Below are 21209 nucleotides of genomic sequence, written 5' to 3'. Positions count from 1 at the left end.
ACTTAAATTTGGTTTACTTCATGAAAGCAAGCTATAAAAAGTATACCCTATATTTTAAAGTCCCCAGTGGTACCTCGCGTGGAATAATGACCCAAAAAGAAACTTGGTACATCATCCTCAAAGATGGTGGAGAATTTGGAATAGGGGAGTGTGGAATTTTACGGGGATTGAGTGTGGACGATGTGCCAGATTACGAACAACAATTGGCTTGGACCTGTGCCAATATAAATCTGAATAAAGAGGAACTCTTACATCAATTACGGGAGTACCCATCCATTCAATTTGGTATAGAGCAAGCATTTTTGTCGTTACAATCCAAAGATCCGTTTGAGCTTTTCTCTTCGGATTTTACCCAAAAGGAATCACCTATACCCATAAACGGACTTATTTGGATGGGAAACGAGGCTTATATGCTCAAACAATTGGAGCAAAAGCTGAAAGATGGTTTTAGGTGCATTAAAATGAAGATCGGAGCTATTGATTTTGAAAAAGAAACCTCCATTCTTAAAGCGATTCGGGATAATTTTTCACCAGAGGAAATAGAACTTCGTGTTGATGCAAACGGAGCCTTTTCGCCAGAAGAGGCTATGGGAAAACTGGAAAGATTATCTGTATTTAAAATGCACTCTATTGAGCAACCCATAAAAGCCGGTAAATGGGAAGAGATGGCGGAACTTTGCGAAAAAACACCATTGCCCATTGCCTTGGATGAGGAATTAATCGGCATCTTCGATGTAACGGAAAAGACGAAATTGCTACAAACAATTCAACCTCAATATATAATATTGAAGCCAAGTTTGATTGGTGGTATAAAGGGTAGTCAAGAATGGATAACACTGGCCCAAAAACAAAACATTGGATGGTGGATTACCAGTGCCTTGGAGAGTAATATTGGATTAAATGCAATAGCACAGTTCACGTATGCTTTGAACCCAACAATGCCTCAAGGTTTGGGAACGGGAAGCCTCTTTACCAATAATATAGAAAGTCCTTTGGAAGTGACCGAGGGTAAACTTTTCTACAGACAGTCAAATGTCTGGGATATGGATGTAATACAAGAAATATGTACATAGAACAAGGATATAAGGGAAACGAAGGTCTCTGGAAGTATTTGGTACTACCAGTAGGCTTTATTGGTTTTATGATCTGGAATTATATCGTGACCATAAACTCTGCAGTAAGCGTTGACGAACTCACACAAAGAATCATTGACCAGTTTGGAACCAACTTGGTGTTGATTATGCTATTGGCACCTTTGGTGGTTGGTTTTTTTGTGGTTTTGGGCTGGACATTGTTGGTCCATCAGCAATCCATTACCTCTTTGACCACCTCACGAAAAAAAATCGACTGGAAACGGATTATATACTCCTTTGTACTGTGGGGGGGCGTCACCATTTTTCTCACAGGTATAGATATCTACTTTTCACCGGAGAAATATGAACTCAATTTTAATCTCGTAAAATTTATCCCGTTGGCCGTAATCGCCATATTATTGATTCCACTCCAGACCAGTTTCGAAGAATATTTGTTCAGGGGTCATATGATGCAGGGAATTGGACTTATGGCCAAAAATAGATGGGTTCCCTTGGTATTCACTTCCATTTTGTTTGGTTTGATGCATGCTGCGAACCCTGAAGTTGAAAAACTGGGCTTTGGCATCATGATCTATTATATTGGTACAGGATTCTTTCTTGGAATTTTGACTTTGATGGATGAAGGATTGGAATTAGCATTGGGATTCCATGCAGCCAATAATTTGATCACGGCTTTGCTCGTCACTTCGGATTGGACGGCATTTCAAACGGATTCAATATATAAAGACATATCGCAACCCGTATTGGGCTGGGATGTACTGATTCCTGTATTTGTGGTTTATCCTATCTTATTATTTGCCTTCTCAAAAAAATATGGCTGGAAAAACTGGAAGAATCGACTTTTTGGAAAAGTGTTGACCAAAGAAGAATTTGTAGCATTGACCGATGAGGAATCCGACCTGGCATAACATTCATCCCGATTTTAGGCTAAATGGTGCTCAGCATAGCAATGAAAGCCTTTTTGAATTAGGGGAGGGCTTGCTAAAATCAGGAAAACCGTATCTGAAAACCATTGGCGCTTTTTTACAGGATTGGGTTTCAGAGCAAACTACAATTAAAGTTCAAACATCGGGCTCTACGGGCACCCCCAAAACCATTGTGCTCAAAAAAGAACATATGGTCAATTCAGCATTGGCTACGGGAGCGTATTTTGATTTACAACCCGAACAAAAAGCACTTTTATGTCTTCCATGTACAGGCATTGCTGGCAAAATGATGTTGGTAAGAGCCATGGTTCTTGGTTTACAGTTAGATGATGTGGAACCCTCATCAACTCCTTTGGCCGATACAGACAAAACCTTCGATTTTGTGGCCATGGTACCCTTACAAGTTCAAAATTCTTTGAACGATTTATCTAGGGTTAAAAAACTAATAATAGGTGGGGCACCTGTAGATTCAGGTTTGCGTAGCGAACTCACCAAGCTATCGGTTCATGCTTATGAAACCTATGGCATGACCGAAACCATTACCCATATTGCCGTAAAAAGAATTGTGGAAGAATTGTCGAACAGTTTTGAGGTGTTACCTCACATTTCCATTTCAGAAGATGAGAGGGACTGTCTAGTGATTGATGCACCTAAAATTTCAGATGAGAAGATAATCACCAATGATTTGGTGGAAATTGTAAGTGAATCCAAATTTAAATGGTTAGGTAGGTATGATTCCATTATCAATTCGGGAGGCATTAAATTGGTTCCCGAAACGATTGAGGAAAAACTATCAAGCACCATAAAGTCACGGTTTTTTGTGGCTGGCCTACCGGATGAAACTTTGGGTCAGAAATTGGTGCTCGTCGTGGAGGGTGATCCCACCGAAGCACTAGAACTGCTTCCATCCATCAAGAATATAGAAACGCTTTCAAAATACGAGGTGCCCAAGAAAATTTACTTTGTAAATACTTTTGAAGAGACCTCTTCCCAAAAGGTGGACCGAAATAAAACTTTGGGACAAATTACCTCAAACTAACTGAGAGGGGGCGTTCCCTCAATAGAAGCACTATTAAACTAATTTCCGATTTTATTAAGGCATAATTGAAACTAGGTTAGCTATAAACCTAAAAACCATATCAATTATGAAAAATCAAATACTACTTGTAATTTTTGCAGTTTCCTTTCAGGTTGCTGCTCAACAAAACACCATTTCTGGAGTGGTTACAGATGCAGATAATGTGCCTCTACCCGGAGCTAACGTGTTGGTGAAAGAAACATCAAAAGGAACCCAAACCGATTTTGATGGCCAATATAGCCTAACTGCTTATCAAGGCCAGACACTAGTTTTCTCCTATATCGGCTTTAAAACCAAAGAGGTTAAAATTGGATTCAGTAAAACAATCAATGTACAACTTGAAGAGGATGTACAAATGCTACAAGAGGTTGTTACGATAGGTTATGGTGTCCAAACAAGAAGGACCAGTGCTCCTTCAGCTACCCAAATTAAACGTCAAAAACAAAAAGCTTATCACCGATCCATTTCTCAAGCATTACAAGGTAAGGTGGCAGGGGTACAAGTAGGAGCTGCTAATACAATTAAAATAAGAGGTAACGTATCAATCAAAGCGGGAGAAGAACCACTTTTTATTGTGGATGGAACCCCGATTCGTAAGCAAAACAATGCGGTTATTGCCCAGCTGGACCCATCGAGCATTGATAAAATGAATGTGTATAAGGGTGCAAAAGCCAGAAAGCTTTTTGGGTCATCTGCCAAACATGGTTGCATTGTAATCACGACCAAAAAGGGAAACTATCAAATCCAAAATGATGAAAACTATACAGAAATTACCGAAAACCAATTTGAACATGTATCCTTGAGCCCACTTTCCACTTTCTCCATAGATGTGGACAAAGCATCGTACAGTAACATTCGTAGAATGATCAACAATGGTCAACAAATACCTGTGGATGCGGTGAAGGTGGAAGAAATGATCAACTATTTCAATTACTCCTATCCACAACCTACAGAACATCCATTTTCGATCAATACCGAAGTGGTTCGGACCCCATGGAATAAGGATACTCAATTGGTGAGAATCGGTCTGCAGGGCAAAACCTATCAGAATGAAGAATTACCAGCATCCAATCTTACGTTTTTAATAGATGTTTCGGGATCCATGGGAAGTGCCAACAAATTACCCTTGCTTAAATCTGCCTTTAAGCTATTGGTTAATCAACTGCGTGAAAAAGATAAAGTTTCCATAGTGGTTTATGCTGGAGCGGCGGGCGTGGTGCTAAAACCGACCAGGGGCAATAAAAAAATGGAAATTATCAAAGCATTGGAGAATCTGTATTCGGGAGGTTCTACAGCAGGAGGAGCCGGAATTGAGTTGGCCTATAAACTGGCAAGTAAAAATTTCATTAAAAATGGCAATAACAGGGTTATTTTGGCAACGGATGGTGACTTCAATGTGGGGCCATCCAGCGATAAGGCTATGGTAGACCTGATAGAAGAAAAACGAAAGTCGGGAGTGTTTTTATCTGTTTTAGGATTTGGTATGGGAAATTACAAGGACTCAAAAATGGAGAAATTGGCAGACAAAGGGAATGGTAACCATGCTTATATCGATACCATGCAAGAAGCCCAAAAGGTATTTGGACAAGAATTTGGCGGTACCCTTTACACCATTGCAAAAGATGTGAAAATACAGGTGGAATTCAATCCTGCGGCGGTAAGTGGGTATCGTTTAATTGGCTACGAAAATAGAATGTTGGCTGATGAGGATTTTATTGATGACACCAAAGACGCAGGAGAACTGGGGAGCGGACATACAGTAACTGCATTGTATGAAGTTATTCCAGTAGGAGTGGAGAGTCCTTTTCTAAAACCTGTACACGATTTAAAATATTCCAATACTGAAACTGTGGGTAGCAAAAACGAATTGTTCACGGTTAGATTCAGGTACAAGAAACCTGATGGGGATACAAGTACAGAGATTACCAAAACTGTCGAAAATTCAATTGACGAAATTTCATCTGATTTTAGTTTTGCCGCTTCGGTAGCGTTGTTCGGACTTCATTTAAGAAAGTCCCAATTTACAAACCACAGTGGATTAGAGGATGTTATTCGGTTGGCGGAACAAGGATTGGAAAAAGACGAACAGGGTTATCGGGCCGAGTTCATACGACTAGTCAAGTCCTATTCCAATAGCTTATAAGAAAAAGTGCCCTAAGGCACTTTTTCTTATATCTGTCAAAAGCTGTAATTTCAGCAAAAAATCAACCATGCGAAAAACCATCAAATTAGTACTACTGTTCTTACCTTTTATGGCAATCTCCCAACAAATACTTCCTGAAGTTGAAAGAGCAAGGGTAGTGGATGAAATTCTCGAAGAGCGATTCAATGTTTTGTTGCCCCAATTAATGGATGATGCAGGTTTGGATATGTGGGTATTGATATCCAGAGAATATAACGAAGACCCTGTGCTCCGAACTATGTTGCCAGCGAAGTGGCTGAATGCTCGCAGGAGAACCATCATTTTATTTTATAGGGACAAGGAGAAGAATACCATTGAAAAACTTGCCGTAGCCCGTTACAATATAGGAAAGAGTATAACCTCGGCTTGGGACAAAGAGAAGGAGCCGAACCAATGGAAACGATTAATGCAATTGATTTCTGAACGAAATCCTGATAAAATTGGACTAAACTTTTCTAAGGACCACAACATAGCCGATGGTCTTGATAAAACAGATTATGACGAGTTCATGGCCAACCTTCCGAAGAAATATCAATCCAAAGTGATGTCTGCAGAACAATTGGCGGTACGATGGATAGAGACTCGTACACCAAGGGAAATGACCATTTTTAACCAATTGAAGGACATTACCCATGATATTATTGCAGAAGCTTTTTCGGAAAAGGTGATTACCCCTGGAATCACCACCACAACTGAAGTAGAGTGGTGGATGCGCCAAAAAGTAACGGATTTAGGTTTGGAGACGTGGTTTCACCCTACCGTTGATGTGCAACGAACCAGCGAGGAGCTGGTAGGACATTTATATTCTTTTTCAGGAAGACCTGATGATGAAGTCATTCAACGTGGTGATTTATTGCATTGTGATTTTGGAATTACCTACTTGCGTTTGAATACCGACTGCCAAGAATTGGCCTATGTGCTAAAACCGGAAGAAACCGAAGCGCCATCTTTTTTGGTAAATGCATTGTACGATGGCAACCGTGTGCAAGACTTTCTCACTCAGAACATGGTAAAAGGCAGGGTAGGAAACGAAATTTTGGCCAAGGCATTGCAAGAAGCCAAAGCTGCTGGACTTCAACCTTCTATTTACACCCATCCGCTGGGTATGTACGGCCATTCCGCAGGAACTACAATAGGAATGTGGGATGCTCAAGGCGGCGTAATGAAAGATGATGGCGAGAATTATCCATTGAATCCGAATACTGCTTATGCCATTGAGTTGAATGCTACAGTAAACATTCCGGAATGGAATCGGGACATACGAATTATGTTAGAGGAGCCGGGCTTTTTTGGCGAGGATGGATTCCGATACATCAATGGTAGGCAAACCGAATTATTACTTATTCCCAGACCAAAATCACATCTAGGGAATTAAGGAAAATATTTTTTTAAACATTTTATTTGTTTAATGTGAAGAAGTTTTACAAATAAAATGCAAATAGAATATAAATATTCTTAATATTTTAGATTAAATGTAATAAATTTACCTTTTAGGTATAGTTCTTGTGGCTATTTAATGAATCTAACCACTTCAAATTAACTATACATGAAAGTATCTTTATTCTTTTTAAGCCTTTTTTTGGTTGTCTTGAATGTACAACCAAGTTTTTCTCAAAATACCATTTCCGGGAAGGTCACCGATGGCCAAGCTCTAATACAAGGGGTCAGCGTTCTGGTCGAAGGCACTAACAATGGTACAAGTACGGACGCTAGGGGTGAGTATACCATAAACGCTTCCCCAAAGGATATTCTAGTCTTCAGTTATGTAGGCATGCAGACTATGGAAATCGTAGTGGAGGATGTAACAGAAGTACTGAACATAGTACTCTACCCAAAAGTGGAAGAATTGGAAGAGGTCACTATTTCTGGTAGGAAAAGAAAATCCCAACAGGAATTTGCAAGAAACTATTTTAGTGACCCTACTATTATAAATACAAATGTTGGCTATTTAAGTCCAGATTTGGTGGCATGGCATTTAAGAGTGGTTGATGGTAGAGAGTTAAATCCAAATGACTATGATATTCTTGAAGCTATTGCCAATAAAATATCTGGAACGGTCATTAGATCTAAAAGAGGGGTAAAACATTTGTTTCCATCTAGCTTTGGTTCGATGAAGCTAGGTACTGTAGGTGTAAATTTTGAAGTTGATGGAAATATGTGGTATAATTATAATCCACCCTTACACCTTGACATTGATAAGGTAATTAGGGTAGCTTTAATATATCCAGATGATGCCATTCGTTTATTTGGAGCAAATTTTGGTGGACCAGGTGTTGTAGTAATTAATACTTCAAATATAATGCAAGGTTCCACGGAAGATGGAAATCGTCCATATGATCAGGTACGATTACGGAATAACTTCTACGCCGGCGACGCCCTTGGCGAAAATACCCTTTTACGGAACGGTCCAACTTATCTAAAGGAACTCTATGCGAGTACCGATAGTGGTTCCGCCCATGAGGTATATAAAAAATACGTTCCGACCTTTGGGTCCTCCTATGCCTTTGTCCTGGATGCCTACCGTTGTCTTCTGGACAAGTTCGGCGATGAAAAGCTTGCCAATGAGATTCTTGGGAACCACACCAAACTTTTCGCCGAAAACCTGTTGGCGATGAAGGCCCTGGCCTATACCTATCAGGAAAATGGGGAATTAAAAAAGGCGAATGAACTTTACAAAAAACTTTTCGTAAAACGGCCCAACTACGTGCAATCGTATCTGGACCTTGCCGCCAGTTACCGGGAAATAGGAGCTGATAAAAAGGCGACCGCCATATTCACCAGGTTGGATTACCTTCAAAACCAAGACTATTTCACCATGAGCGATACCATGACAGTCGCCAAGCTCGTGGAACGTGAGTTTAACAACCTATTGGCATTGAAAGGAGAGAGAATACTATCAAAAAAGGAACAAAAAAATCTTGAGGACTTGGATACCGACTTTAAAGGTACCCGTTTGGTATTTGAATGGAACGACGGGGAGGCGGAGTTCGAGCTGCAGTTCGTGAACCCCGAGGGCCGGCACTATAAAACGGAGCATTCCCTTTTTGCGGACGGGGACATTATCCGTGAGCAAAAGCTACTGGGATACACCACGGAAGAGTTCCTTATTGACGATGGAATGTCCGGCACTTGGCAGGTGAACGTCAAATACCTGGGTAACAAACGGCTGACCCCGAGCTACCTAAAGGCAGTAGTGTATTATAATTACGGGACAGCGGCGCAGCGAAAAGAAACAAAGGTCTTTAAAATGGGCTTTAAGGATGTGAACCGGGAACTGTTCACACTGAAAGTTCCTTCTTCTTTGATCACGAACTAAAATGAAACTGTCATGAGAAAAGTCATATTCTTATTTCTTCTAATAACGGGCTTGGTAAGTGGCCAAGATACTTCGCAGCGAATCAAAGGAACCGTTACCGATGGCCAAGTTCCAATACAAGGAGTCAGCGTTCTGGTCGAAGGCACTAACTATGGTACAAGTACCGACGCAATGGGCAGATATACCATAAGCGCTTCCCCAAAGGACATTCTGGTCTTCAGTTATGTCGGAATGCAGAGCATGGAAATCGTAGTGGAGGATGTAACAGAAGTACTGAACATAGTACTCTACCCAAAAGTCGAAGAATTGGAAGAGGTTACGGTGACCAAGGTTAAATCCAAACGAAAAAGCCAAAAGGACTTGGGAATTGAATATGATACCGACCCCAATATTATCAAGACCGGTTTTGGGTACATCCATGGCCAATACTCCGCATATAGGATGAAGACCTTGGATGGAAGTGCCCTGAACCCCGCCGCCATAACCATACTGGATGCTATTCAGGGTAAATTTCCAAGTATAATAATTGACCGTGGATTTGGAGGGGGTAAACCTGCAATTTCTATCAGATGGAGAGGTAGGGTGATTTTTGAATTGGACGGTATGGTAATGACGGATGTGCCCATGTGGTTGGATATCAATAGGATTGAAAGAATGGCACTTATTTATGGAACGGTTACAGCTAGAAAATGGGGACATGGGGCAGCAGGAATTTTAATAATCAATACGGATGGTGTACAAAATGCCACTCCCGAACCTGGAACCAACCAGTCCTACGACCGCGCCAGGTTGCGGGACAACCTCTACGCCGGCGACGCCCTTGACGAAAATGCCGTTTTACGGAACGGCCCGGCCTACCTAAAGGAGCTTTATGCCAGTAACGATAGTGATGCCGCTTATGATGTATATAATAAATACGTTCCAAACTTTGGTTCCTCCTATGCCTTTGTGCTGGATGCCTACCGTTGCCTTCTGGACAAGTTCGGCGACGAAAAACTTGCCAAGGGGGTTCTTGGCGACCATACCGATCTTTTCAACGAAAACCCTTTGGCCATGAAGGCCCTGGCCTATACCTATCAGGAAAATGGTGAATTAAAAAAGGCCAATGAACTTTACAAAAAACTTTTTGTAAAACGGCCCAACTACGTGCAATCCTATCTGGACCTTGCCTCCAGTTACCGGGAAATAGGAGCTGATAAAAAGGCGGCCGCAATATTCACCAGGTTGGATTACCTTCAAGATCAGGACTATTTCACCATGAACGATACCATGAAGGTCACCAAGCTCGTGGAACGTGAGTTTAACAACCTACTGGCATTGAAAGGGGACAGGATACTATCAAAAAAGGAGCAGCGAAATTTTAAAGCCTCGGATATGGACTTTAAAGGTACCCGTCTGGTATTTGAATGGAACGACGGGGAGGCGGAGTTCGAGCTGCAGTTCGTGAACCCCGAGGGCAGGCACTATAAAACGGAGCATTCCCTTTTTGCGGACGGGGAACTGGTCCGTGAGCAAAAGATACTGGGATACACCACGGAAGAGTTCCTTATTGACGACGGTATGCCGGGCACTTGGCAGGTCAATGTCAAATATCTGGGGAACAAACGGCTGACCCCGAGCTACCTGAAAGCGGTGGTCTATTATAACTATGGCACAGTCGCGCAACGAAAAGAAACGAAGGTCTTTAAAATGGGGCTCAAAAACGTGAACCGGGAATTGTTTAAACTGAACGTACCCGCCACAATTACAAATTAAATGTTTAGCTATGAAAAAAATTACTTTTTTATTGATGTTGGTTTCTGGGCTGGTTTCGGCCCAAAACACCACACAGACCATATCCGGTATTGTAACAGATGGACGGGTACCCTTAAAAAATGTAAAAATTGAAAGAACCGAAAGTAATAATGTCCAATACACAGATGCTAACGGTCATTATACGATTGAGGTCGTTCCTGGGGATAAGATTACCTATTCCTATGTTGGATTTAAACCCATTGAAATTCTAGTCGAGGATGTAACACGTATCTTAAATATAGAAATGTTCCCTGATATTACAGAATTGAACGAAGTAACGGTTACAAAAAGCAAGAGAAAATCACAACAGGAGTTGAAATTGGAATACAATACCAACCCAAATTTAATTAAAACTGCTTATGGTATCATAGACCCCGAAACGGCTGCCTATCAGATTCGTATACTATCGGAAGAATACATTAGCAGTGTTAACCTTTGTATTTTGGATGTTATTAGAAATGAGTTTCCCGGTGTAAACGTGAATGGTGACTGCATAAATGGTGGTAATATTACGGTAAGGGGGTCAAACTCCATTTCTTTTGACCAGTCCGCTATTTTTGATGTAGATGGGCAAATACTTACTGATGCCCCAACATGGATTCTTCCTGCCAACATGAACCGGATTGCCGTATTAACGGGATTTTCAGCAGCAACCAAATATGGTTCTGTTGCATCAGGTGGAGTAGTGATAATCAATACAAAGACAGGTAATAGTTATACACAATCCAAGGAATTAATGGATAAGACCAGACTTCGGAATAATATATACAAAGGGGATGCCTTATCCTCAGCTGATTTATTCAATGATTTACCTGTGTATCTTCAGGAATTGAACCAAAGCAAGTCTTTTGATGAGGCAAAGAAAATTTATGAATACTATCATACTAAATACGGCAGCAATTATAGCTACGCCATAGATGGACTCAGGTACTTTAAGGAGAATTGGAACGAAGAAGAATTTGAAAATTCAATTGTTGAGAACACTTCTAATTCTTTTGCTACGAACCCCATAGCCTTAAAGGCATTGGCGTATGTGCTGCAGGCCGACGGTAATTTTGACCAAGCTTTTAAACTTAACAGGGAAGTTTATATACTACGACCCAATTATGCCCAGTCCTATATGGATTTGGCCAATAGTTATCGGGATTTGAGGGAGCATAAATCCGCAGCCAGTCTCTATTCCAGATATGACTATTTGGTAAATCAAGGTTTTTTGAAAAGTGACTCTACTGCAATCAGTACTATCATAACAAGGGAATTAAATAACCTTTTGGCTTTGAACGGTAACGAAATCATTTCCAAGAATGTAAGCGACCACGTTTTGGAAGAAGATTTTAACGGAACACGCTTGGTTTTTGAATGGAACGATGGAGAGGCTGAGTTTGAACTACAATTTGTAAATCCAGAAGGGCATTTTTTCACTTTTAAGCACTCCATAATGGAAAATGAAGATAGAATTGCCAATGAAAAACGAGTTGGTTTTTCCTGTGAAGAATTCTTAATAGATAATTCGTTATCTGGTAATTGGCAGGTGAACGTAAAATATTTGGGCAACAAACAATTAGGCCCAAGCTACCTTAAAGCTGTTATTTATACCAATTATGGAACCCCATCACAAAAAAAGATTACGAAAGTCTTTAAAATGGATTTGAAGGGTGTGAATAAGCAATTATTTAAAGTTAAAAGTAAATTCTTGCAATGATTGTAATATATTTATAGCACACACTAACCAAAATGAAATCTATATTATCACTTTTCCTTCTTTTTATCGCATTCAGTACAATAGCTCAAGATAACACAAACAAAATAAGTGGAATAGTTACTTCTTACGGAGTACCCTTGCCTAACGCTAATATTGCTATAAAAGGTTCTTCAACGGGTATTCAAACAGACGCTAATGGCAAATACAATATCGAGGCTCGGCCAAGAGATGTATTGGTCTTTAGTTATGTAGGTATGAAACCTGTGGAAATAATTGTTGAGGATGTCACCAAAGTATTGAATATTGAGCTAGAACCTATGATTCAGGAATTGGACGAGGTTGTTGTAGAACAAAAAAAGCAAAGAGGGCAGGCGACTATGGCAAAGGACTATGCCATAAAAAAAAGTATAATTAGAACGGCCTATGGTTTCATAGATGCTGAAAATGCTGGTTACCAAATGAATTTTATTGATGGAGCCGAGTTAAATGGCAGTGCCATTGATATTGTTTCTGCATTAATTGGCAAAATACCGGGCTTGCGAAGAGGTGAAGATAATACCGTTCTTTTAAGAGGCGGGGGGTCATTGGAAAACCCAAAGCCACCAATTTTTGAGATTGATGGGGTTATTTTTACCCAAACACCAACATTTCTGGATATAGCAAGTATAGATAGGATTGCTGTAATTCCAGGTTTAAATGGAACCACGAAATATGGAAATATAGCCGGCGGCGGAGTCATAGTCATCAATACTAAGGGCACTAACGTAATTAGGGAACAAGGCACTAATAAACCATATGACCAGGCAAAACTTCGAAATAATAAGTTTGATAAATCCATGGTCGCAAGCTCAACCAAGCGGGCAGCCCCTGTATATATTCAAGCTTTGGAGGAAACGAAATCGGCTGATGATGCGTACGCCGAATTTGAAAAATATAAAAAGAATTATGGGGGCTCCACTTATTTTTACCTAGAATCCCTTAAACATTTTTATACGAATTGGAAAGAAAGCCAGTATGCACTTAAAATAGAAGAAGAAATAAAATCTAAGTTTAAGGATAATCCAAACACAATAAAAGGCCTTGCCTATATTTTTGAGCAACAAAATGAACCCAATAAGGCATTGAATTTTTACAAGGAAATCTTTAAAAAACGACCAAGGTATGCCCAATCTTATCGGGATTTGGCAAATATGTATGTTGTAAATGGGGAGTACAAAAAAGGCCTTAATATTTATGCGAGATATAACAGCTTTAGGCAATTGGACACCATTCCTTCGCTTGAGGACGGTATAGACGCCATTATGGATACCGAGACTACCAATTTAATGGCCCTAAAAGGTAAGGAATTGGAACTGCAGGATGTAGATAATATTGATGGCGATGTTGGCGGAATACGTGTTCTTTTTGAATGGAACAATAGTGAAGCTGAATTTGATCTGCAGTTTGTAAACCCCGAAAGCCGTTATTTTGTTTGGAGTCATACTACGGCAAACGAACCCGAAAGAATCTATGATGAAAAAATAAAAGGGTATTCTTGCAAGCAATTCCTAATCGATGAAGCTTTACAAGGGGTGTGGCGAATAAACTTAAAATACCATGGAAACAAAAGTTATGAGCCTACATACCTCAAAGCTACCGTTTATTATAATTACGGAAGACCATCACAAAAAAAAGAAATAAAAGTTATTGCCATGGCCGAAAAAAATGTGAACAGGGAACTATTGTCCATTGTGGCAAGCGGTGCACTGAGAGATAGGTAAAATACACTTTTACATGTGATATTGGTTTCTTAATAAAGGAGTCAGAAATCGTGAGCGCCCTATGTTCAAACCTGTAAAACCCCCATATTAAACTTTTTCTCAATAGGCGCATGGTTGGCAGCTTCAATCCCCATAGAAATCCATTTACGGGTATCCAGTGGGTCAATTATGCCATCTGTCCAAAGTCGAGCTGCGGCATAGTAGGGTGATATTTGGTCATCATACCGCTGTTTTATTTGGTCAAAAAGTTCTTTTTCCCTTTCAGCATCAACAGGTTCACCTTTTTTCTCCAAACTGGCTTTTTCAATCTGCATAAGCACTTTGGCGGCAGAATTCCCGCTCATTACGGCAAGTTCAGCACTTGGCCATGCCACAATCAACCTGGGATCATATGCTTTTCCGCACATGGCATAATTACCGGCCCCGTAGCTGTTTCCAATTACAATCGTAAATTTTGGGACCACAGAATTGCTCACTGCGTTCACCATTTTGGCACCATCCTTAATAATGCCACCATGCTCACTTTTACTGCCTACCATAAATCCGGTAACGTCCTGCAAAAACACCAAAGGAATTTTCTTTTGGTTGCAATTCGCAATAAATCGGGTGGCCTTGTCAGCGGAATCGGAATAGATAACACCGCCAAATTGCATTTCACCTTTTTTAGTCTTGACCACCTTTCTTTGGTTGGCCACTATGCCCACGGCCCAGCCATCAATTCTGGCATAGCCCGTTAAGATAGTTTTGCCATAGCCTTCCTTGTATTGTTCAAATTCAGAATCGTCCACCAATCGTTTTATAATTTCCAGCATATCGTACTGATCGCTTCGGGATGCGGGCAAGATTCCGAAAATATCATCAGGATTCTCGACAGGTTTCTTGGCTTCAACCCTGTTGAATCCTGCTTTATCAAAATCCCCAATTTTATCAACGATATTCTTTATTTTATCTAACGCATCCTTATCATCTTTGGCCTTGTAGTCGGTTACTCCGCTAATTTCTGAATGGGTTGTGGCTCCACCCAAGGTTTCGTTGTCGATACTTTCTCCAATGGCAGCTTTGACCAAGTAGCTTCCTGCCAAAAAAATACTTCCCGTTTTGTCAACAATCAGTGCTTCGTCACTCATGATAGGCAAGTAGGCACCACCTGCTACGCAACTTCCCATAACAGCGGCAATTTGGGTGATTCCCATACTGCTCATCACGGCGTTATTTCTGAAAATACGCCCAAAATGTTCTTTATCGGGAAATATTTCATCCTGCATGGGCAAATACACCCCTGCGCTGTCCACCAAATAAATAATCGGAAGATTGTTCTCAATGGAAATTTCTTGTGCCCGTAGATTTTTCTTTCCCGTTATAGGGAACCAAGCACCAGCTTTTACCGTAGCGTCGTTGGCCACCACTACGCATTGCTTGCCTTGTACATATCCAACTTTTACAACTACCCCGCCAGATGGACATCCACCATGCTCCTCGTACATATCTTCACCCGCAAAAGCACCAATTTCAATGGATTGACTATCATTGTCCAATAAGTAATCAATGCGCTCCCGTGCGGTCATTTTGCCTTTTGCATGATGCTTCTCGATACGGGTTTTACCTCCGCCAAGCTTCACTTTGGCCAGTCTACGCTTTAGATCTGAAAGTTTTAATTTATTATGGTCTTCGTTCTTATTGAAGTTTATGTCCATTCTAATTTAAATTCATTTAGTTGGTTAAAGATAAGGAGTTATAATCATTACTTTTGAAGTATATGGAAACCAAAATACGATGGGGCATTGTTGGCCCTGGAAAAATAGCGAGAAAATTTGTGTCGGACCTTTTGCTTGTGGATGATGCCGAGGTCACTGCGGTAGCATCACGATCATTGCAACGGGCTCAGGAGTTTGCCGAAGAATATCATGTGGAACATACATTCGGGAGTTATGATGAACTGTTTCAATCAGGGACAGTTGACGTGGTCTATATTGCTACGCCGCACAATTTTCATAAAGAATTGTCCGTAAAAGCATTGGAAAATGGTATTGGTGTGCTTTGTGAAAAACCGATGGGCGTCAGTAGAGGAGAAGTTGTAGAGCAAGTGGATGCATCAAAAAGTAACAATGCATTTTTAATGGAGGCCATGTGGTCTAGGTTCAATCCATCAATCCAAAAAGTAAAACAATTGGTTGATGAAGGTGTGGTGGGTGATTTGAAATACATCCATGCGGATTTTGCATTTTACGGTTTGGACAAAGGTTTGGACTCTAGATTATTGAATCCTGATTTAGCTTCGGGCAGTATATTGGATATTGGTATTTACCCCATTTTTCTATCTTATTTGTTGTTGGGTATGCCAAATGAGATTATGGCCGCATCCAAATTCCATGAAAATGGAACGGAACTCCAAACCAGTATGATTTTCAACTACAAGGATGCCCAAGCTATGCTTTATAGTGGTTTTACCAGTCAATCCAAAATGGAGGCTGAAATATCGGGCACCAAAGGTCAGTTATTTTTAAAACCAAGATGGCACGAGGCAGACGGGTATACCTTGGTAAAAGATGAGAAAACCAATAAGTTCAGTTTGCCTTTAACGGGAATTGGCTACTACTATGAGATTTTGGAAGTGAACCAATGTTTGAGGGAAAACAAAATTGAAAGTGAGTTGTGGTCGCATCAAAACAGCCTGGATTTGTCGGAATTATTGGATAAGGTCAGGGAAAAATGCGGTGTAACTTTTCCTTTTGAAACATAATCCTTAATAATAACTTTACATTATCTCTATTTTTACGATATTTGAAATTCTTCAGAAATATATATAATGGGAATGAATAAGAACACAGTGCTGGCCTATGCCACATGGATTATGATTTTGGTAGGTTTGGGAATGATAGCACTTGGAGCTTTTAAATATGATGAAGTAGCAGGTTGGGGCTTTGCTGCTGTTGGAATTGGATTTTTTGCCGTAGCTTGGGTTTTTAATGCCCTAAAAGGTAGAGTATAGCCTCTTTTTCAAAAACAATTTAATTTATAGTAGATGTCAGACGATAAAAAAGTAATTTTTTCAATGTCTGGGGTTACCAAGACCTTTAAAACGGCCAATACCCCGGTACTTAAGAATATTTACCTAAGCTTTTTCTATGGGGCCAAGATTGGAATTTTGGGTCTTAATGGATCTGGTAAATCAACCTTGTTGAAAATAATTGCAGGTGTTGATAAAAACTACCAAGGTGATGTGGTTTTTTCACCTGGGTATTCCGTAGGCTATTTGGAACAAGAGCCCCAATTGGATGAAGACAAAACCGTTCTTGAAGTAGTAAAGGAAGGCGTTGCCGAGACCGTTGCCATTTTGGACGAGTACAATAAAATCAACGATATGTTCGGTTTGCCCGAAGTGTACGAGGATGCGGACAAGATGCAAAAGTTGATGGACAAGCAAGCAGTGCTCCAGGACAAAATAGATGCTTCCAATGCTTGGGAACTAGATACAAAACTGGAGATTGCCATGGATGCCCTTCGTACTCCAGAATCCGATAAAAAAATAAGTGTGCTTTCCGGTGGGGAGCGCAGAAGGGTGGCATTATGCCGTTTGTTGTTGAAAGAACCTGATGTTCTATTGTTGGATGAGCCTACCAACCATTTGGATGCTGAATCCGTACATTGGTTGGAACACCATTTGGCACAATATAAAGGAACGGTGATTGCCGTAACGCACGACCGTTACTTCTTGGATAACGTAGCTGGTTGGATTTTGGAATTGGACCGTGGGGAAGGAATTCCTTGGAAAGGAAATTACTCGAGCTGGTTGGACCAAAAAGCGAAACGATTGGAGCAAGAGAGCAAACAAGCATCCAAGCGTCAAAAAACATTGGAACGCGAGTTGGACTGGGTTCGTCAAGGTGCCAAAGGAAGGCAAGCCAAACAAAAAGCTCGTTTAAAGAATTATGATAAACTCCTTAGTCAAGATCAAAAACAGATGGAGGAGAATTTGGAGATATATATCCCTAACGGACCACGTTTGGGAACCAATGTGATAGAGGCCAAGGATGTAAGCAAAGCTTTTGGAGACAAATTGCTATACGAAAACTTAAACTTCAAATTACCACAAGCTGGAATTGTAGGTATTATTGGTCCGAACGGTGCTGGTAAGACAACAATCTTTAAAATGATCATGGGAGAAGAAACACCCGATAAAGGCGAATTTATTGTTGGTGAAACAGCTAAATTGGCTTACGTTGACCAGTCGCACTCCAATATTGATCAGGAAAAATCCATTTGGGAAAACTTTAGTGACAGCCAAGAATTGATCATGATGGGAGGGAAGCAAGTGAATTCCCGTGCCTATCTAAGTCGATTTAATTTTTCTGGAAGTGAGCAGAACAAAAAAGTGAATATGCTTTCCGGTGGTGAACGTAACCGCCTGCATTTGGCAATGACCTTAAAAGAAGAAGGTAACGTGCTGCTTTTGGATGAGCCTACCAACGATTTGGATGTGAATACGCTACGTGCCTTGGAAGAAGGTTTGGAGAACTTTGCTGGTTGTGCAGTGATCATTTCCCACGACAGATGGTTCTTGGATAGAATTTGTACGCATATCCTTGCGTTTGAAGGAGATTCTCAGGTCTATTTCTTTGAAGGTTCTTTCTCTGATTATGAGGAGAACAAAAAGAAACGCTTGGGAACGGATATCATGCCCAAGCGTATCAAGTACAAAAAATTGATTCGTTGATGGAGAAAATATTATTCCCCTCCTAAGTTTTTGATTCCTTCCTCCAGTAGTTTTTTGGCTTTTTCCAAATAGGCTTTTTGGTGTGCTGATAAACTATTGGGGTCTTGGTTGTTGTTCTCAGGAGTTGCTCGTATAGAATTGGAAAGTTCTACTAATTGCTCGATGGCTTGTTCTGCAGATTGGAGTTTGTCACCGGCATGTTTTTCAAACACTTTGATCATCTCCAGTTCCATGGAGTTTACGGGTTCCGTTTCTGTTTCCTCAGCTACAGGATTTTCTTCATAAGAAGCGGTCATTTCTACTGTTGCTTCAGTAGTCGTGGAAGTTCCAAGTGTACATTGATCAATAATGGTAATCAATTCATTGATTTCACCAATGGCTTTTTTGGTGAAAAACCTACCAGCTTCCCAGTCGGCGGGCTCTATTGCTTGTGCTAGGGTTTCCATTGCGTCCAAGGTTTTGTTCTTGGTTTTTTCGCAACTACACTCGGCCATATAGGTTTCAGATTTTTCCAGGGCCGTAAGAGCCCTTTCGGCATAATACATCTGATGTTCAAAGTTAGTGGCCTCCATGGCTTTTTTACCATGGCTTAGGGCGTAGGTCACTTTAGCATAAAAATTATCACATTGATTTGAATAGGTAGCTTGGAAGGCAAAAAAAATTGCCAAGACTACTAAAACATGGGATTTGGGAGCCATATTTAAGTTTTTTGGTTAATAAGTTTGTTGTTCTAACGATGAAACCTTGTTATTATTTTACGGATTTAATAATCTTCGTTGGGATACCAGTCCAGTTGAACTACTTCAATGTTGGAATCCCCTTCATTTATAATCGTTTTGAATTTTTCAACATCACTGACCTCTGGTCTTCCTCTAAAATGATATGGATACACTTGCTTTGGTTTAAATTCCAAAACAGCATCGGCAGCACTCTCAACGGTCATAGTGTAAGGTAGGTTCATACAAACGAAAGCTTTGTCAATATTTTCAAGTGCACGCATTTCTGGAATATCTTCTGTATCTCCTGAAAAATAAATACGCTCATCACCAAAAGTAAACACGTAACCATTTCCTCTTCCCTTAGTGTGAAAATCTTTAGCCTCTTCACGCAAGTTGTACATAGGAATAGCTTTTACAGAAAAACCTGCTATTTCCTTAGTCTCGCCATTTTTCATTGTGGTGGTCTTGGAAGATAATTCTTCAGGCATTTGAAGTGCTACTGCTTCTGGAGCAATGATTTTTACTCCTTCCAAGTCCAATTCATTTAAAGTGTCTGTATTATAGTGGTCACCATGTTCGTCAGTAATAAAAATAATATCCGGTGATTTTTGACCCTCAAAAGCTGCTATACCGCCAACGGGATCAATATATATCGTGTTACCGCCCCATTCAATTACAGCTGTAGCGTGTTCAATGGGAATTATTTCTGCTGGAGCAGGAGCTTCTACTTCAACTTTGGTTTCCATTTCCACGGATTCTTCTTGTTTTTCCTTTTTCTCTTTACAAGAAGCAAAGAACAATAGTAATGCGCTGACAGTAAGAATGATATTTTTTTTCATGGGTTACTTGTTTTATATCCTTTTAAAAATAAGGGATAAAAGGCAGAATCATAATTTTTTATAAAGAATATTTTTCATCCAAATAATCCAAATAGAAACCTGATGCGTATATAAACCAAACACGATTGATTAAAAACCTTAAACGAGAATCAATTAAAACAAAAAGTTATGACTGAAACAAAAAATAACAATAACGGATTGAAAGTAATTGCCGGTCTGTTGGGTGTAGTTCTTTTAGGAACCATTATTTACACTGTGAGTCTTTATCAAGATAAAAAACAAACAACAGAAGCTCTTACGCAAGAGAAAGAATTGGTTGTTGAGGATTTGAACAACTTGAAATCCGAATACGACAAAGCTATTTTGGAAAGCAATGCCACCAACGAAGAATTGGTTGCAGCTAGGGACAATATTGCAAAGTATATCGATTCTGTAAGCAGCATGAAAGCTGATATTGCTACACTTTCACGTTACAGAAGACAAGTAAGTGTTCTTAAGAAAGAAAGAGAAGAATTATTGAAGCAAGTAGATTCTTTGACACAATCCAACAGCTTGTTGGCCATGCAAAGAGACAGTACTTTTGCTGAATTGGAACAACAAACTGTTTTCAACGATTCTTTGATCATCCAGAACACTCAATTGGCCGATGCCGTTGAAAAAGGTTCTGCTCTTAACCTAAACACTATTAGTGTTGATGCCATTAAAGAAAGAAACAATGGTAAATTGGTTTCTACTTCTAGAGCTAGAGCTACTGATAAATTTAAAGTTTGTTTTACTATTGCCGATAACGTAATTGCTGAAGCTGGTGACAGAGAATTCTATATTGAAGTTCTAGGTCCACAAGGTAATGTGTTAGGTGAAAGTTTGACAAAAACTACAGAGGAAGGAAGCTCTCTTACTTATAGTAAAGGAACTAACTTCTACTACGAAAACGATGCTTTGGATGTATGCGATTACATTAACAAACCAAGCGGAGATTTCCAGAAAGGAAACTATATGGTAAATGTTTATGACAGCAAATTGAAATTGTTGGGTACTTCCAGTTTCGAATTGAAATAAGAAACACACACTATCACCATAATAAA

General features: G+C 40.1%; 16 protein-coding genes. 13 read left to right on the top strand and 3 right to left on the bottom strand.

Going from position 1 to position 21209, the window contains the following annotated elements:
- Positions 1 to 20: 20 nt before the first annotated feature.
- From menC to ACQQ5U_RS03760, 9 genes are all read left to right on the top strand, one after another.
- On the top strand, positions 21 to 1073 hold the full coding sequence (gene menC, locus ACQQ5U_RS03800) for an o-succinylbenzoate synthase (RefSeq protein ID WP_437395612.1): 1053 nt from the start codon (positions 21 to 23) through the stop codon (positions 1071 to 1073).
- Positions 1064 to 2002 carry a CPBP family intramembrane glutamic endopeptidase gene (locus tag ACQQ5U_RS03795; RefSeq protein ID WP_437395611.1) on the top strand — a complete coding sequence of 313 codons (939 nt, stop codon included), beginning with the start codon at positions 1064 to 1066 and terminating at the stop codon, positions 2000 to 2002. Before menC ends, ACQQ5U_RS03795 begins: the two co-directional genes overlap by 10 nt.
- The gene (locus ACQQ5U_RS03790) at positions 1980 to 3059 is read left to right on the top strand and encodes an AMP-binding protein (RefSeq protein WP_437395610.1); all 1080 of its coding nucleotides are present in this window, start codon (positions 1980 to 1982) and stop codon (positions 3057 to 3059) included. The genes ACQQ5U_RS03795 and ACQQ5U_RS03790 overlap by 23 nt, the downstream gene beginning before the upstream one ends.
- Before the next feature lie 106 nt (positions 3060 to 3165).
- Complete coding sequence (locus ACQQ5U_RS03785) at positions 3166 to 5241, top strand: YfbK domain-containing protein (protein ID WP_437395609.1); 2076 nt, start codon at positions 3166 to 3168, stop codon at positions 5239 to 5241.
- Between the two features lie 67 nt (positions 5242 to 5308).
- Entirely contained in the window at positions 5309 to 6655 is a 1347-nt protein-coding gene (locus ACQQ5U_RS03780) for a M24 family metallopeptidase (protein WP_437395608.1), read from the top strand.
- Between the two features lie 171 nt (positions 6656 to 6826).
- Positions 6827 to 8596 (top strand): carboxypeptidase-like regulatory domain-containing protein, encoded by a 1770-nt coding sequence (locus ACQQ5U_RS03775; protein WP_437395607.1) that lies wholly within the window; start codon positions 6827 to 6829, stop codon positions 8594 to 8596.
- A gap of 12 nt (positions 8597 to 8608) precedes the next feature.
- On the top strand, positions 8609 to 10351 hold the full coding sequence (locus ACQQ5U_RS03770; protein WP_437395606.1) for a carboxypeptidase-like regulatory domain-containing protein: 1743 nt from the start codon (positions 8609 to 8611) through the stop codon (positions 10349 to 10351).
- Positions 10352 to 10361: 10 nt separating this feature from the next.
- The gene (locus ACQQ5U_RS03765) at positions 10362 to 12092 is read left to right on the top strand and encodes a carboxypeptidase-like regulatory domain-containing protein (protein WP_437395605.1); all 1731 of its coding nucleotides are present in this window, start codon (positions 10362 to 10364) and stop codon (positions 12090 to 12092) included.
- Positions 12093 to 12124: 32 nt separating this feature from the next.
- Positions 12125 to 13852 (top strand): carboxypeptidase-like regulatory domain-containing protein, encoded by a 1728-nt coding sequence (locus ACQQ5U_RS03760; protein WP_437395604.1) that lies wholly within the window; start codon positions 12125 to 12127, stop codon positions 13850 to 13852.
- Between the two features lie 65 nt (positions 13853 to 13917).
- Here the strand turns inward: ACQQ5U_RS03760 and ACQQ5U_RS03755 are convergent, their stop codons facing one another.
- Positions 13918 to 15546, bottom strand: a complete 1629-nt coding sequence (locus ACQQ5U_RS03755) for an acyl-CoA carboxylase subunit beta (protein ID WP_437395603.1) — start codon at positions 15544 to 15546, stop codon at positions 13918 to 13920.
- Between the two features lie 62 nt (positions 15547 to 15608).
- Here ACQQ5U_RS03755 and ACQQ5U_RS03750 point away from each other — a divergent pair, with 62 nt between their 5' ends.
- From ACQQ5U_RS03750 to ettA, 3 genes are all read left to right on the top strand, one after another.
- Positions 15609 to 16592, top strand: a complete 984-nt coding sequence (locus ACQQ5U_RS03750) for a Gfo/Idh/MocA family protein (protein WP_437395602.1) — start codon at positions 15609 to 15611, stop codon at positions 16590 to 16592.
- 66 nt (positions 16593 to 16658) lie between these two features.
- The gene (locus ACQQ5U_RS03745) at positions 16659 to 16841 is read left to right on the top strand and encodes a CAL67264 family membrane protein (RefSeq protein WP_041801594.1); all 183 of its coding nucleotides are present in this window, start codon (positions 16659 to 16661) and stop codon (positions 16839 to 16841) included.
- A gap of 33 nt (positions 16842 to 16874) precedes the next feature.
- Entirely contained in the window at positions 16875 to 18566 is a 1692-nt protein-coding gene (gene ettA / locus ACQQ5U_RS03740; RefSeq protein WP_437395601.1) for an energy-dependent translational throttle protein EttA, read from the top strand.
- Positions 18567 to 18577: 11 nt separating this feature from the next.
- Here ettA and ACQQ5U_RS03735 read toward each other — a convergent pair whose 3' ends face one another.
- Complete coding sequence (locus ACQQ5U_RS03735; protein ID WP_437395600.1) at positions 18578 to 19264, bottom strand: hypothetical protein; 687 nt, start codon at positions 19262 to 19264, stop codon at positions 18578 to 18580.
- 65 nt (positions 19265 to 19329) lie between these two features.
- On the bottom strand, positions 19330 to 20124 hold the full coding sequence (locus ACQQ5U_RS03730) for an MBL fold metallo-hydrolase (protein WP_437395599.1): 795 nt from the start codon (positions 20122 to 20124) through the stop codon (positions 19330 to 19332).
- 168 nt (positions 20125 to 20292) lie between these two features.
- Between ACQQ5U_RS03730 and ACQQ5U_RS03725 the strand changes: the two genes are divergently transcribed.
- Positions 20293 to 21183 carry a hypothetical protein gene (locus tag ACQQ5U_RS03725; RefSeq protein WP_437395598.1) on the top strand — a complete coding sequence of 297 codons (891 nt, stop codon included), beginning with the start codon at positions 20293 to 20295 and terminating at the stop codon, positions 21181 to 21183.
- Positions 21184 to 21209 lie beyond the last annotated feature (26 nt).

It is taken from the genome of Flagellimonas lutimaris (genome assembly GCF_051494225.1).
Lineage (GTDB): Bacteria > Bacteroidota > Bacteroidia > Flavobacteriales > Flavobacteriaceae > Flagellimonas > Flagellimonas lutimaris_A.
Note: the sequence above shows the minus strand (reverse complement) of the source record. Positions and strands in the feature narration are given on the sequence as shown.

Coding starts and splice junctions, on each gene's coding strand:
- menC (WP_437395612.1), top strand. CDS start 21: ATGAAAGCAAGCTATAAAAAGTATACCCTATATTTTAAAGTCCCCAGT.
- ACQQ5U_RS03795 (WP_437395611.1), top strand. CDS start 1,064: ATGTACATAGAACAAGGATATAAGGGAAACGAAGGTCTCTGGAAGTAT.
- ACQQ5U_RS03790 (WP_437395610.1), top strand. CDS start 1,980: ATGAGGAATCCGACCTGGCATAACATTCATCCCGATTTTAGGCTAAAT.
- ACQQ5U_RS03785 (WP_437395609.1), top strand. CDS start 3,166: ATGAAAAATCAAATACTACTTGTAATTTTTGCAGTTTCCTTTCAGGTT.
- ACQQ5U_RS03780 (WP_437395608.1), top strand. CDS start 5,309: ATGCGAAAAACCATCAAATTAGTACTACTGTTCTTACCTTTTATGGCA.
- ACQQ5U_RS03775 (WP_437395607.1), top strand. CDS start 6,827: ATGAAAGTATCTTTATTCTTTTTAAGCCTTTTTTTGGTTGTCTTGAAT.
- ACQQ5U_RS03770 (WP_437395606.1), top strand. CDS start 8,609: ATGAGAAAAGTCATATTCTTATTTCTTCTAATAACGGGCTTGGTAAGT.
- ACQQ5U_RS03765 (WP_437395605.1), top strand. CDS start 10,362: ATGAAAAAAATTACTTTTTTATTGATGTTGGTTTCTGGGCTGGTTTCG.
- ACQQ5U_RS03760 (WP_437395604.1), top strand. CDS start 12,125: ATGAAATCTATATTATCACTTTTCCTTCTTTTTATCGCATTCAGTACA.
- ACQQ5U_RS03755 (WP_437395603.1), bottom strand. CDS start 15,546: ATGGACATAAACTTCAATAAGAACGAAGACCATAATAAATTAAAACTT.
- ACQQ5U_RS03750 (WP_437395602.1), top strand. CDS start 15,609: ATGGAAACCAAAATACGATGGGGCATTGTTGGCCCTGGAAAAATAGCG.
- ACQQ5U_RS03745 (WP_041801594.1), top strand. CDS start 16,659: ATGGGAATGAATAAGAACACAGTGCTGGCCTATGCCACATGGATTATG.
- ettA (WP_437395601.1), top strand. CDS start 16,875: ATGTCAGACGATAAAAAAGTAATTTTTTCAATGTCTGGGGTTACCAAG.
- ACQQ5U_RS03735 (WP_437395600.1), bottom strand. CDS start 19,264: ATGGCTCCCAAATCCCATGTTTTAGTAGTCTTGGCAATTTTTTTTGCC.
- ACQQ5U_RS03730 (WP_437395599.1), bottom strand. CDS start 20,124: ATGAAAAAAAATATCATTCTTACTGTCAGCGCATTACTATTGTTCTTT.
- ACQQ5U_RS03725 (WP_437395598.1), top strand. CDS start 20,293: ATGACTGAAACAAAAAATAACAATAACGGATTGAAAGTAATTGCCGGT.